This window comes from Streptomyces sp. NBC_00028 (assembly GCF_045041065.1).
Lineage (GTDB): Bacteria > Actinomycetota > Actinomycetes > Streptomycetales > Streptomycetaceae > Streptomyces.
Window position 1 is genome coordinate 8,864,699 of sequence record NZ_CP108293.1, and the last position, 12,164, is coordinate 8,876,862.

Here is a 12,164-nt window from a genome sequence, read left to right on the forward strand (position 1 = left end):
TCTAGTCGGAGACGATCGTGGCCAGCCGTCGGTAGGAGTCCAGCAGCGCGTCACGGTCGTAGGTGCTGGTGGTGACCAGGACCTCCTGGGCCTCGGTCTGCTTGAGCAGTGTCTCCAGCTCGTCGGCGACCTGCTCCTCGGTGCCGGCCAGGTGGCCGGTGAGGCCGGAATCGTAGAAGGTCCGTTCCCTGGGGGAGAGGGGGAGCGTCTGCACGCGGTCGGCCGGCGGCAGGGGCGGGAAGGTGCCGTGGGTGCGGGAGTGGGCCATCGACCAGGCCTCGGGGACCAGGATGCGGCGGGCCTCCTCGGGGGTGGCGGCCACCGCGATCGTGCCGGAGACGACGACGTACGGTTCGCTCGCCCAGGGGGAGGGCCGGAAGTGGGTGCGGTAGTCGTCGATGCCCCGCTGCATCCTCTCGCGGTTCCTGAGGTCGCCGATGACCATCGGCAGGCCCGCGCGAGCGGCGATGCCGGCACCCTCGCCCATCGCGAGGACGAAGGGCGGGACGGTCAGGCCCTCGGCGGGGCGGGCGTGCACCCCCGTGGGGGACGTACCGGCGAACCACCCCAGCAGCTCGTCGAGTTGGGCGGCGAAGTCGTCGGCGTCGTCCTTGTCTCGGCCCAGCGCCCTGCGGACACCGTCGGTGAAGCCGACCGAACGGCCCAGGCCCATGTCGATGCGGCCCGGGAAGAGGGACTCCAGGACGCCGAACTGCTCGGCCACGACCAGCGGCCGGTGGTTCGGCAGCATCACCCCGCCCGTGCCGACCCGGATGCGCCGCGTCGCCCCCGCCACGGCCGCCGCCAGCACCGTCGGCGCGGAACCGGCGACGCCGGGCACGCCATGGTGTTCCGAGACCCAGAACCGGTGATAGCCCAGCTCCTCCACCTGTCGCGCGAAACGCACGGTGTCGCGCAGCGCCGCCGCGTTCGAGTGCCCCTCCCGGGTGCGGGAGCGGTCGAGCACGGAGAAGCGGGTGGCGGCGATCACGGAACTCACACGGAGTGCAACGCCGGGCGCGGTCCCGTATTCCCGGCGTCACCCGGCGTCAGTGACCGGCCACGGCGTGTTCCTCCTGGTCGCAGGCGTCGTCGATGCCGTAGGTGTCCCAGGCCGGGAAGGGGTCCTCGGACGGGGCGCCCTCGCCCGGCGCCAGCAGACAGGCCGCGAGCGCCTCGCGCAGCCGCTCCCGCTCCAACCGCGTGCCGATGAAGACCAGTTCCTGCGCGTACGGCGCCTCGTCGTCCCGCGCGGCCGACGGCTCGAAGCGGGCCACCGAACCGGCCTGGGACCACAGGCCCGTCACCAGCGGGCGGGTGGCGAGGGTGAAGAAGCCCTTCGAACGCAGGACGCGGCCATAGGCACCGCTGTCCAGGCCGTCCGTCACGAACGTCCACAACCGGCCCGGGTGGAAGGGGAGTTCGGAACGGAAGACGGTGGAGGAGACGCCGTACTCCTCGGTCTCGGGAACATGGTCGCCGTTCAGCTCCCGCACCCAGCCCGGCGCCTGCTGCGCGCGGTCCAGGTCGAACAGGCCCGTGCCCAGGACCTGCCCGAGGGGTACGCGCGCGTGCCGGGCCTCGACGATCCGGGCGACCGGGTTGAGACGGCGCAGGGCCGCGCGGAGCCGGGCCGCGGCGTCCGTGTCGACCAGGTCGAGCTTGTTGAGGACCAGGACGTCCGCGAACTCGATCTGGTCCACGAGCAGATCGCTCACCGTGCGCTCGTCGTCCTCGAACGGGGCGAGGCCGCGCGCGGCGAGCTCGTCGCCGCTGTCCAGCTCGGTCAGGAAGTTGGCGGCGTCCACGACGGTGACCATGGTGTCGAGGAGGGCGACGTCCCCGAGGGTGGCGCCGTCGTCGCGGGCGAAGGAGAACGTGGCCGCCACCGGCAGCGGTTCCGAGATTCCCGAGCTCTCGATGAGGAGGTGGTCGAACCGGCCCTCGCGGGCCAGCCGGTCCACCTCGTCGAGCAGGTCGTCGCGCAGGGTGCAGCAGATGCAGCCGTTGGTCATCTCGACCAGGCGTTCCTCGGTCCGCGACAGCGCGGCCTCGCCGCCCCGCACCAGCGCGGCGTCGATGTTGACCTCGCTCATGTCGTTGACGATCACTGCGACCCGCAGGCCCTCGCGGTTGGCCAGCACATGGTTGAGCAGCGTGGTCTTGCCGGCCCCGAGGAACCCGGACAGGACGGTGACCGGCAGCCGGTCGTGCGGAGACATGAGGCGCTCAGCCCTCGGGACGCAGCAGGCCGCGCTCGTACGCCCGGACGAGGTTCTGCGGTACGAGGTGACGCACGCCGTCGATCGTGACGGGCACCAGCGACGGGGTGACCGCCTTCCACTGGGCGCGGCGGTGGCGGGTGTTGCTGCGGGACATCTTCCGCTTGGGGACAGCCATGACAGGGACCTCCTCGGTGGGACGGCGAGCACCGAGGACGCTACATGAAAATGGATCCCATTAACAATTGGGGGTGTGCGTCAGAAGCGGGCCCCGATGCTCGCTCCGGTGCGCGGCACCAGGAACGACGGTGCCGACGGGAGTGAACCGTCGGCGGCCCGCGCGCCCGTGAGCGGTGCGGGGTCCGTGCTCAGGACCGCCGCGGCGTTCCACGTGCCGCCCAGGTTCCAGGAGTTGCCGTCGGCGGCCGTCTTCGACCCGACCGCCGCCGCGCGGGCGTCGGCGACCGAGAGGTTCGCGGTGAGCGTGGCCGTCCCGCCCGAGACATCGGCGTCGAAGCCGGTGCCGGCGTTGGCCCACGTCGTGTCGCGGGTCAGCGACAGCGCCCCCGGATTGCCGTTGTCCGTGAACCCGTGCGCCGCGTTCTTGAAGGCCACGCTGCCCCGCACGGTGTGGCCCACCGCCGGGGCCGGGCTGCCGCCGCCCAGCTTGAAGCCGTTGCCGTCGCCCGCGAAGTCCGGGAAGTTCCAGCGGTTGTAGCCGTTGCCGTACGCGACCGTGTTCTCGATCGTGATCGGCGAGGTGAACTTCCAGGCGTCGAAGCCGTCGTCGACGTTGTTCCACAGCCGGGCCCCGCGCACCACGTTGCCCGTGCCGCTGCCCTCCTTCACCGCCAGCCCGTCGGCGCTCTCGCCGTTCTTGCGCGGATCACGGTTGCCGTAGCTGTCCAGGTTCAGGATCTGGTTGTCGGCGGACGCGCCCTGGAGCTGGAAGCCGGACTCGTAGTTGTCGTGGGTCCTCAGCCGGGAGAAGACGTTGCCGTTGCAGCCGTCGCAGTAGACCCCGTACGGGCCGTTGACGATCTCCAGGTCCGAGATCCGCCAGTACGACGCCTCCTGGTGGACCGCACCGCGCTCGGCCCGCGGGATGCTGCCCCCGACGGGCGTGTGGCTCGCGGGCAGCTGCTCGCCGTCGACCACCACACGCTCCCCCTGGTAGGCGCCCAGGGAGATGGGCTGGGACGCGGTGCCCGAACGGGTGATCGTGATGTTGTCGGTGAGGGCGTAGGTGCCGCCGCGCACGGCGATGGTGTCACCGGGGGCGGCCAGGTCCACCGCCTTCTGGATGGTCCGCAGCGGCTGGGTGAGCGTGCCCGCGGCGGAGTCGTTCCCGTCCGTGGCGACCACCAGTGTTCTCGGTGCGGCGGACGCCTCGCCCGCCAGCCCCAGTGCCGTCGCCGCCATCGCGCCCACGATCGCCGCCGTCCAGATCGACGCGTTCCGCATGGAACCCTCCCGCCTCCGCTGCCTGCCCTGCCGCGGAGAAGTGGCCGCACGGCGCCGGAAGGTTGCCGGGTCCTAAGGTGGGCCGTGTGACCGACAGCAGCGAGCGCCCCCTGGCCGTGTTCGACCTCGACAACACCCTCGCGGACACCGCCCACCGGCAGCACTTCCTGGAGCGCAAGCCGCGGGACTGGGACGGCTTCTTCGCCGCCGCCCCCGCGGACCCGCCCCTCCCGCAGGGCGTCGCGCTGGTCCTGGAGCACGCCGAGGAGTGCGAGGTCGTCTACCTCACCGGCCGGCCCGAGCGCTGTCGGAAGGACACGCTGGACTGGATCGCCGCCCAGGGACTGCCCGCGGGGCGGATCCACATGCGGCGCGACAACGACCGCAGGCCCGCCCGGCGCACCAAGCTGGAGATCCTGCGCCGCCTTGAGCGCACCCGGGAGATCAGGATGCTGGTGGACGACGACGAACTCGTCTGCGCGGACGCCGAACAGGCCGGTTTCACCGTGGTACGGGCGCGCTGGACCGCCCCCTCCACCACGCTGGAGAACGCGCAGGAGCGGGAGGGGCGGACCTAGGGCCTGTCCGGCGGATCAAGTCGCAGGAAAGCTGCGGCGCCTCATCGACGCAGGTGAGCGGGGTCTGGTGCGTTGGACTGCAAGGCGGAGGAGGGCGGCGACGCGGAGCGTCGGCAACCGACGACAACGCCGCAGGCCGGCGTGCCAGCCCCCGCGTCTGCGGCATGATCCGCCGGACAGGCCCTGGGGCCTGTCCTGCTGGGGCGGACGGTCAGTCCGACTCCTCCAGGCGGAAGCCGACCTTCAGGCCCACTTGCCAGTGCGCGACCTGACCGTTCTCGATCTGGCCCCGTACCTGGGTGACCTCGAACCAGTCGAGGTTGCGCAGGGTCTGGGAGGCGCGGCTGATGCCGTTGTTGATCGCCTGGTCGACGCCGTCGGGCGAGGTGCCGACGATCTCGGTCACCCGATAGGTGTGATTCGTCATGGATCCACCGTGCCCCAGGCGACGGCCGAGCGCGAGCCGTCCGTCATCGCACCCGGCTCAGCGACAACGCGAAGCGGCCCTCGTCGTCCGTCCACCAGTGGGACAACTCCAGTCCCGCGGCGGCCAGTTCGGACCGCACTCCCTCCTTCCGGAACTTCGCCGAGATCTCCGTGTGCAGTTCCTCGCCCGCCGCGAAGTCGACGGCGAGGTCCAGGGCGGGAATCTTCACTGACTGCGCGGTACGGGAGCGCAGCCGCATCTCGATCCACTCGTTCTCCGCGTCCCACAGCGCCACATGGTCGAAGGCGGCCGGATCGAAGTCGGCGTCCAGCTCCCGGTCGACGACCGTGAGGACGTTCTTGTTGAACGCGGCCGTCACGCCCGCCGCGTCGTCGTAGGCCCTGACCAGCACCTTCTCGTCCTTGACGAGATCCGTGCCGAGCAGCAGGGCGTCGCCGGGGGAGAGCAGGGCGCGGACCGAGGCCAGGAACACCTTCCGCTCGGCCGGCAGCAGATTGCCGATCGTGCCGCCGAGGAAGGCGACCAGGCGGGGGCCCGGCGTCTCGGGCAGGACCAGCTCGGCCGTGAAGTCGGCGATGAGCGCGTGCACGCTCAGCGACGGCCGCTCGGCGATGAGGGCGTGACCGGCCTGGGCGAGCGCGCTCTCACTGACGTCGACCGGGACGTACGTGTGCAGCCCTGTGAGCGCGTCGATGAGGTACCGCGTCTTCTCCGAGGAGCCGGAGCCCAGTTCGACGAGGGTGCGGGCCTCGGTCGCCGCCGCGATCTCGGCGGCGCGGGCGACGAGGATCTCCCGTTCCGCGCGGGTCGGGTAGTACTCCGGCAACTCGGTGATCCGATCGAAGAGTTCGCTGCCATGGGCGTCGTAGAACCACTTCGGCGGGAGCGTCTTCGGGGTGCGGGTCAGGCCGCTCAGGACATCGGCGCGCAGGGCGGCCTCGGTGGCGTCCTCGGGCAGGGTGCGGGTCAGGCGGAACGGGCTCACGTGCGGGGCTCCTTCAGCGATTCCACGGAGGGCTCCTTGAGCGGCGTCAGCAGCACGTCCGTGCCGTCGGCCGCGAGCAGTGTGCGGTCGGGGACCTCCTGCCAGTGCGGATCGTCGTCGTAGGGCTCGGAGGCAACTACGGTGCCGCGGCCGGGGCCCGCCAGATACCAGAGGGTGTCGCCCCAGGTGGTCGCGACGACGGACTCGCCGTTGGTGAGGAGGAGGTTGAGGCGGGACCCGGGGGCCGCCTCGGCGACCTCCAGGACCGTCTCGGCCAGCGCCTGCCCCTCCTCGTCACCGGCCCGGAGCCGGGCGAGGATCAGGGCCCACACGAACGCCGAGTCGTTGCGGGCCTCCATCGCCAGCAGATCCGCTGCCGGAAGGGTCTGCGTCAAGGGCGCCAGGGAGCGGGGCCAGCCCTTGACGGCGCCGTTGTGGCTGAACAGCCACGGCCCGCTCGCGAAGGGCGCCGCCGCGGCCTCGGCGTCGGCGCCGGACAGGGTCGCGTCCCGGACGGCGGCGAGGAGGGCGCCGGTGCGGACCACCCTCGCCAGGTCGGCGAAGGACTGGTCCGCCCAGATCGGGCCCGCCCGGCGGTAGCGCGCCGGCACCGGGTCGCCCGGCGCGTACCAACCGACCCCGAAGCCGTCGGCGTTGACGGTGCCGTACCGCTGGCGCCGGGGCGCCCACGACTGCCGGTACAGACCGTGCGGCGGCGCCACCAAGAGGCTGCCGAGCGGCTCCTCGGGGCCCAGATAGGCCAGGTGACGGCACATCAGACGCCCTCCGCGGACCGGGCGGTGCGGAAGCCGGAGAAGATCTGCCGCCGGATCGGGTAGTCCCAGTTGCGGAACGTCCCCCGGCAGGCCACCGCGTCCACGGCGAACGAACCGCCGCGCAGCACCTTGTACTCGGGGCCGAAGAACACCTCGGAGTACTCCTTGTACGGGAACGCCTGGAATCCCGGGTACGGCAGGAAGTCGCTCGCCGTCCACTCCCACACGTCGCCGATCAACTGGCGCACGCCCAGCGGGGACTCGCCCTCCGGGTAGCTGCCCGCCGGGGCCGGGCGCAGATGCCGCTGGCCGAGGTTGGCGTGCTCGGGCGCGGGGTCGGCGTCGCCCCACGGGTAGCGCATCGAGCGGTCGCTGGTGGGGTCGTGGCGGGCCGCCTTCTCCCACTCGGCCTCCGTGGGCAGCCGCCGCCCGGCCCAGCGGGCGTACGCGTCGGCCTCGTACCAACTCACGTGCACCACCGGCTCGTCGGGTGGGACGACCTCGGTGACGCCGAACCTGCGGCGCAGCCACTGGTCACCGTCGCGGCGCCAGAACAGCGGGGCGTCGATCGAGTGCTCCCGGATGTGTGCCCAGCCTGCCGGTGACCACCACTTGTCGAGCCAGTAGCCGCCGTCCTCGATGAACTCCTGGTAGGCCTCGTTGGTGACCGGAGCGGTGTCGATCCAGTACGGCGCCACCTCTCGCCGGTGCGCGGGACGTTCGTTGTCCAGCGCCCAGGGCTCGTCGGAGGTGCCCATCGTGAACGGGCCGCCGGGGACGAGGACTTCGGCCGGGCCGGTGTACAGGGGCGCCGGCTTCGGGTCGGGCGCGGTGAGAGCCTGTGGGCCGGTGCGGAGCTGATGGGTGATCAGCATCGTCTCGTCGTGCTGCTGTTCGTGCTGGGCGATCATCCCGAAGGCGAAGCCGGCCTCGGTGAGCCGGGTGCCGTGGAAGGCGGTCGACTCCAGCAGGTCGAGGACCCTGCCGCGCACCTCCGCCGCGTACCGCCGGGCCTCGGCGGGCGGCAGCAGCGGCAGCTTCGGCCGTTCCGCGCGCGGGTGCTCGAAGGCGTCGTACAGGCCGTCGATCTCCGGGCGCATCGCCTCCCGGCCCGCGACCCCCCGCAGCAGCCACAGTTCCTCCTGGTTGCCGATGTGGGCGAGGTCCCACACCAGCGGGGACATCAGCGGCGAGTGCTGGGCGGTGAGGTCGGGGTCGTCGACGCAGCTGGTCAGCAGCGTCGTGCGGTCGCGGGCCGTGGTGAGGGTGGTCAGAGCCCGTACGCGGAGCGTCTCGGCGTCGTCGGTCATGTGCGGAGGTCCTTCCCGTGCAACAGGGCCAGTGGATCGTCGGCGAGGTCCCTGCCGTGCAGCCGGTCCAGCAGGTCGTCGGCGGGGCAGCGGCCCCGGCGGACGTAGCGCTCCAGATACGCGGCGACCGCGTCCTGGACCTCGTCGGTCGCGCCGAGCCTCGGCAGGGCGTCCACGGCGGCCGTGAAGCACTGGACGGCCACGTCGTGCAGTTCCGGGTCGGCGAGGCCGGTGCGCGCCGCGTCCAGCCACAGCGGGTTGTGCGGGGCCGGCAGCCCCAGCGACCGCTCCGCCAGCGGCTTCACCGCGCGGTAGGCGGTCTCGGCCGCCTCCGGGTCGTCGAACAGCGCCGTCGTCACCGCGAGCGGCACGATCCAGCCGTCCTCGCCGGGCTGGGCGTCCATCATGCGCAGTTCGATGTGGCCGCGCGGTCGGATCGGCGGGAAGAGGGTGGTGAGGTGGTAGTCGAGATCCTCGCGGGTCGGCGGCCTCGGCACGCCGGAGCGGGTCCAGTCACGGAAGGTCATGCCGTCCGGGACGTCCCAGGCCCCGCCGTCCTGCCGTATGCACATCACCGGCGCGTCGAGCACATGCCGCGCCCAGGCGGCCCGGGGGTCGCCCTCCAGCGGGGGAGCGCCCGCGCGGCCCGCGCCGATCTCCATCCACAGCAGCTGCCGGGTGGAGAGCCAGCCGGTGGGCTCCCGGCCGACCAGCGGGGAGTTGGCGAACGCGGCGACCAGGACCGCGCCCAGCTGATGCGCCAGCCACCAGCGCCGGCCGTGCCCGAGCGGGCCCGGTTCCTCGTAGCCGGCGTCCAGGCAGACCTGCACGGACGCGGAGGTGCACATCATCGCGCGACCGGCCGGGCCGGTGCGGTCGAGGCACGCCTCCATGGCGTCGTAGCGGGGTTCGTGGAGATATCTGCGGGGCGAGTGCCAGGGGTCGTGGCCGACGCCGACGAGGCCGAGACCGTGCCCGGCGAGCGCCGTACGGACGGCGTCGAGGTCGGCGGAGACGGTGCCGACGCACTCCATCAGGGAGGCGGCGGGCGGCGAGCTGAGTTCCAGCTGGCCGCCGGGCTCGACGGTGAGTGCCGAGCTCAGGGGCACGGTCCGCAGTGCGGCGTAGGCCGCTTCGAGTCGTTCGGGTGTGACGGGGAGCTGCGGTGTGCGCAGCTCGTGGACGAGCCATTCCACCTCTACCCCGACGGTGCGGGGCGGTCCGGTCTTGAAGCAGATGCCCCTGACCAGGGCCTCCACCTCGGCGGCGGACAGAGCGGTGCGGGGCTCCGTACAGTCGCTACAGTCGGTAACCGAATCGGACATGTCGGGATCCTCCTGAGATTCCACCATGCCGCCGGCCCGGATGATGTTGGCCGGACCGGCATCGCTCGTCCCACCCAAAACCCTCGAAGCGATTCGCACAAGGGTGCACATTGCCGCAATCGGGGCTGACGATCTCCGTTTCCTGCGCGTTTCCTGGGTGTTCTCGAGGCCGGGAAACTCCGTTGCACCGTAGGACCAGCATCGCCCACGATGCCTGTATGAGCACGACGGGGGAGCGCGCACGGCGCGCGAGCGTGGCGCCCACGGGGGTGGCGCCATGAGCGCGCGCCTGCGCGGGATCGCCCAGCAGACGGAACAGATCGTCGAGGCCGGTTTCTACCGCCTCCCGGACGGCCGCGAGGTGCCCGTCGGGGCGCGGACCGAGGCCGCCCGGGCCGGTACGCGGATGTACGGGCCGGAGCCGGTGGCCGTGCCGTCCTGGACACCGGCGGAGCTGTCCGTCGAGGTCACCGGCGAGAGCAGCCTGGAGGCCGCGCGCCGGCTCGGCGGCGCCCCGGCCGTCCTGAACTTCGCCTCGGCCCGCAACCCCGGCGGCGGCTACCTCAACGGCGCCCAGGCCCAGGAGGAGGCCCTGTGCCGGGCCTCCGCGCTGTACGCGTGCGTGCGGGAGACCCGGGACTTCTACGACCACCACCGGGCCCATCGAGACCCGTTCTACACGGACCGTGTCATCCACTCACCGGCCGTGCCCGTCTTCCGCGACGACCGCGGCCGGCTCCTGGACGAGCCGTACCTCAGCGGCTTCCTCACCGCCGCCGCGCCCAACGCGGGCGTCGTCCGGCGTACGGCGCCGGAGCGGGCCGGCGAGCTGCCGCGGGCCCTGGCCGTCCGCGCCGAGCGGGTGCTGGAGGTCGCGGTGTCCGAGGGGTACCGGCAGCTGGTGCTCGGGGCGTGGGGGTGCGGGGTGTTCCAGAACGACCCGGCGCAGGTGGCGGGGGCCTTCCACGCGCTGTTGCGGCCCGGCGGGAGATTCGCGACGGCCTTCGAGCACGTGGTGTTCGGCGTCCTCGACCGAACGCAGGGCCATGTGGTGCGGGCGGCCTTCGAGAAGACCTTTCAGGTCCAGCCGTAGCGCTCGTGCAGCCGCTGCCTGACCAGGTTGAACCGGCCGCGGTCCAGCGCGCACGCCTCCCGGCGCATGCCGTCGTCGTGCAACCGCAGGACGCGGTCCACGGCCACCCAGGAGTCGCGGCCCGACCTGTCCCAGGGGCCGCTGCCGATCGGCACCCACTCGCGGTCGCCGTCGTGCCGCTTGCTGGACAGCTGCACGGCGAGGACGGTCCCGGCCGCCTCCCTGGCCACCACCAGCACGGGCCGGTCCTTGCCCCGCCCGTCGTTCTCCTCGAAGGGCACCCAGGTCCACACGATCTCCCCGGGGTCCGGATCGCCGTCGTGCGCGGGCGCGTACTCGGTGCGCACCCGGCCCACCTCGCGGGGGTCGGCCTCGGTGGTGGCGGTGGCGCCGAAGCGGCCGGGGACGTTCTCATCGGTAAACGCAGTCACGGGGGCACCTTAGAGGGTGCCCCCGTGAACCGTTGCGTCAGTCCTCCTGGACCGGCACCTTCTGGGGCGCGACCCCGTTCAGGGCCGAAGTTCCGGCCGGTGCCTGCCCGTTCTGGTTCATGGACGCGAGCAGCTGGCGCGCGAGGCCGAGTCCGGTGCCGCCCATGGTGAGCGCCTTGGCGAACATGTCCGCCATGCCGTCGGCACCGTTGAGCACCACCATGTTGTCGACGTTCCCGAACGCGGACGCGCCCGCCTGCACGATCTCCGGCCAGTTCTCGGCCAGTTGCTGGGCGACCACGGCCTCCTGGTTCTCGGCGAGGGCGGCGGCCCGCGCCTTGATGGCCTCCGCCTCCGCGAGCCCCTTGGCCCTCGTCGCCTCGGCCTGGGCAAGGCCCTTGGCCTGGGCCGCGGCGGCCTCGGCCTCACCGGTGGCCCGGGTGGACGCGGCCGTCGCCGTACCGCGCGCCTTGGTCGCCTCGGCCTCGGCACCCGCGGCCGCCTTGACCCGGGTGGCCTCGGCCGCGGCGGCCAACTCGGTCTCCTTCGCCTTGGCCTGGGCGGCGGAGATACGCGCGTCGCGCTCGGCCTCGGCCAGCGTGCGCTTCTCGTACGCCCTCGCGTCCGCGGGCTTGCGCACATCCGCCTGGAGCTGCTGCTCGGTCCGCTGCGCCTCCAGTTCGGCGACCCGGGTCATCTGCACGACGACCTCCTGCCGGGCGGCGGCGTCGGCGAGCGGTCCCGCCTGCTGGGCCTTGGCGGCAGCCTTGTCGCGCTCCGCCTGGTAGCCGGCCTGGAGGATCTCGCTGTCCCGGGTGGCCTCCGCCATCCGCGCGAAAGACTGCTGCTCGGCCTCGGTGGCCAGCCGGTTCGCCTCGGCCTGCGCGATCCGCGCGTCCCGCTGGACGGCCGCGGCGTGCGGCATCGCGAGGTTCTGGATGTACCCGGTCGGGTCCTCGATCTCATGGATCTGGAGCGAGTCCACGATCAGACCGAGCTTCTCCATCTCCGTGCCGCACGCGGCCCGCGTCTGCCCGGTCAGCTTCTCCCGGTCGCGGATCATGTCCTCGACCGTCAACCCGCCGACGATGGACCGCAGATGGCCGGCGAAGACGTTGTGCACCCGCTCCGACATCAGCTTCTGCTGGTCGAGGAAGCGGCGCCCCGCGTTGGCGATCGACACGAAGTCGTCGCCCACCTTGAAGATGACCACGCCCCGCACCTTCAGCGGAATGCCCTGATGGGTCACGCAGTCCACGTGCAGCTCGGTCTCGTTGAGGTCGAGGGACAGTTTGCGCACCGCCTGCACGCCGGGCAGCACCAGCGTGCCGCGGCCCGTGACGATCCGGAATCCCATGCCCTCCTCGAGGCCCTCGGTCTTGTGCTTGGAACCCGAGATGATGAGCGCCTCGTTGGGCTCGGCGACCCGCCACATCATCTTGAACACACCGATCAGAACGAGGACAGCACCTACCGCGATCCCCGCAACGACGCCGATGACCATCGGCATTCGCCCCCTTTGCATGGTGCCC

The 12,164-nt window shown here is 72.3% G+C and carries 13 protein-coding genes; 2 read left to right on the forward strand and 11 right to left on the reverse strand.

The window, feature by feature from the left end; all coding sequences use genetic code 11:
- Position 1: 1 nt before the first annotated feature.
- From OG885_RS40110 to OG885_RS40125, 4 genes are all read right to left on the reverse strand, one after another.
- The gene (locus OG885_RS40110) at positions 2-1,000 is read right to left on the reverse strand and encodes an LLM class flavin-dependent oxidoreductase (RefSeq protein WP_405740771.1); all 999 of its coding nucleotides are present in this window, start codon (positions 998-1,000) and stop codon (positions 2-4) included.
- 49 nt (positions 1,001-1,049) lie between these two features.
- Positions 1,050-2,222, reverse strand: coding sequence for a GTP-binding protein (locus OG885_RS40115; RefSeq protein ID WP_405740774.1), 1,173 nt, complete (start codon positions 2,220-2,222; stop codon positions 1,050-1,052).
- 7 nt (positions 2,223-2,229) lie between these two features.
- Positions 2,230-2,400 carry a 50S ribosomal protein L32 gene (gene rpmF / locus OG885_RS40120; RefSeq protein ID WP_405740777.1) on the reverse strand — a complete coding sequence of 57 codons (171 nt, stop codon included), beginning with the start codon at positions 2,398-2,400 and terminating at the stop codon, positions 2,230-2,232.
- A gap of 80 nt (positions 2,401-2,480) precedes the next feature.
- Complete coding sequence (locus tag OG885_RS40125) at positions 2,481-3,686, reverse strand: right-handed parallel beta-helix repeat-containing protein (RefSeq protein WP_405740780.1); 1,206 nt, start codon at positions 3,684-3,686, stop codon at positions 2,481-2,483.
- 86 nt (positions 3,687-3,772) lie between these two features.
- Here OG885_RS40125 and OG885_RS40130 point away from each other — a divergent pair, with 86 nt between their 5' ends.
- Entirely contained in the window at positions 3,773-4,264 is a 492-nt protein-coding gene (locus OG885_RS40130; RefSeq protein WP_405740782.1) for a hypothetical protein, read from the forward strand.
- Positions 4,265-4,475: 211 nt separating this feature from the next.
- Here OG885_RS40130 and OG885_RS40135 read toward each other — a convergent pair whose 3' ends face one another.
- From OG885_RS40135 to egtA, 5 genes are read right to left on the reverse strand one after another with little or no spacing between them, the layout of a single operon-like run.
- Complete coding sequence (locus OG885_RS40135; RefSeq protein ID WP_329342254.1) at positions 4,476-4,691, reverse strand: dodecin; 216 nt, start codon at positions 4,689-4,691, stop codon at positions 4,476-4,478.
- 43 nt (positions 4,692-4,734) lie between these two features.
- On the reverse strand, positions 4,735-5,697 hold the full coding sequence (egtD, locus tag OG885_RS40140) for an L-histidine N(alpha)-methyltransferase (RefSeq protein WP_405740785.1): 963 nt from the start codon (positions 5,695-5,697) through the stop codon (positions 4,735-4,737).
- Complete coding sequence (gene egtC, locus OG885_RS40145) at positions 5,694-6,473, reverse strand: ergothioneine biosynthesis protein EgtC (RefSeq protein ID WP_405740788.1); 780 nt, start codon at positions 6,471-6,473, stop codon at positions 5,694-5,696. Before egtC ends, egtD begins: the two co-directional genes overlap by 4 nt.
- Entirely contained in the window at positions 6,473-7,783 is a 1,311-nt protein-coding gene (gene egtB, locus OG885_RS40150; RefSeq protein ID WP_405740790.1) for an ergothioneine biosynthesis protein EgtB, read from the reverse strand. Before egtB ends, egtC begins: the two co-directional genes overlap by 1 nt.
- Positions 7,780-9,108 (reverse strand): ergothioneine biosynthesis glutamate--cysteine ligase EgtA, encoded by a 1,329-nt coding sequence (gene egtA, locus OG885_RS40155; RefSeq protein WP_405740793.1) that lies wholly within the window; start codon positions 9,106-9,108, stop codon positions 7,780-7,782. The genes egtB and egtA overlap by 4 nt, the downstream gene beginning before the upstream one ends.
- Positions 9,109-9,385: 277 nt before the next feature.
- Between egtA and OG885_RS40160 the strand changes: the two genes are divergently transcribed.
- Positions 9,386-10,201: a TIGR02452 family protein gene (locus OG885_RS40160; protein ID WP_405740795.1), complete on the forward strand. Its 816-nt coding sequence runs from the start codon at positions 9,386-9,388 to the stop codon at positions 10,199-10,201.
- On the opposite strand, the gene OG885_RS40165 is transcribed toward OG885_RS40160, so the two are convergent.
- Both OG885_RS40165 and OG885_RS40170 read right to left on the reverse strand, forming a co-directional pair.
- Positions 10,186-10,632, reverse strand: a complete 447-nt coding sequence (locus OG885_RS40165) for a type II toxin-antitoxin system PemK/MazF family toxin (protein ID WP_405740798.1) — start codon at positions 10,630-10,632, stop codon at positions 10,186-10,188. The genes OG885_RS40160 and OG885_RS40165 overlap by 16 nt on opposite strands.
- A gap of 37 nt (positions 10,633-10,669) precedes the next feature.
- A complete protein-coding gene (locus OG885_RS40170) occupies positions 10,670-12,142 on the reverse strand; it encodes a flotillin family protein (protein WP_405740800.1) in 1,473 nt (490 codons plus the stop codon).
- Positions 12,143-12,164 lie beyond the last annotated feature (22 nt).

Excerpts from the sequence above, each read along its gene's own strand:
- egtA (WP_405740793.1), bottom strand. The coding sequence starts at position 9,108 with ATGTCCGATTCGGTTACCGACTGTAGCGACTGTACGGAGCCCCGCACC.
- OG885_RS40160 (WP_405740795.1), top strand. The coding sequence starts at position 9,386 with ATGAGCGCGCGCCTGCGCGGGATCGCCCAGCAGACGGAACAGATCGTC.
- OG885_RS40135 (WP_329342254.1), bottom strand. The coding sequence starts at position 4,691 with ATGACGAATCACACCTATCGGGTGACCGAGATCGTCGGCACCTCGCCC.
- egtB (WP_405740790.1), bottom strand. The coding sequence starts at position 7,783 with ATGACCGACGACGCCGAGACGCTCCGCGTACGGGCTCTGACCACCCTC.
- egtC (WP_405740788.1), bottom strand. The coding sequence starts at position 6,473 with ATGTGCCGTCACCTGGCCTATCTGGGCCCCGAGGAGCCGCTCGGCAGC.
- OG885_RS40170 (WP_405740800.1), bottom strand. The coding sequence starts at position 12,142 with ATGCCGATGGTCATCGGCGTCGTTGCGGGGATCGCGGTAGGTGCTGTC.
- OG885_RS40125 (WP_405740780.1), bottom strand. The coding sequence starts at position 3,686 with ATGCGGAACGCGTCGATCTGGACGGCGGCGATCGTGGGCGCGATGGCG.
- rpmF (WP_405740777.1), bottom strand. The coding sequence starts at position 2,400 with ATGGCTGTCCCCAAGCGGAAGATGTCCCGCAGCAACACCCGCCACCGC.
- OG885_RS40115 (WP_405740774.1), bottom strand. The coding sequence starts at position 2,222 with ATGTCTCCGCACGACCGGCTGCCGGTCACCGTCCTGTCCGGGTTCCTC.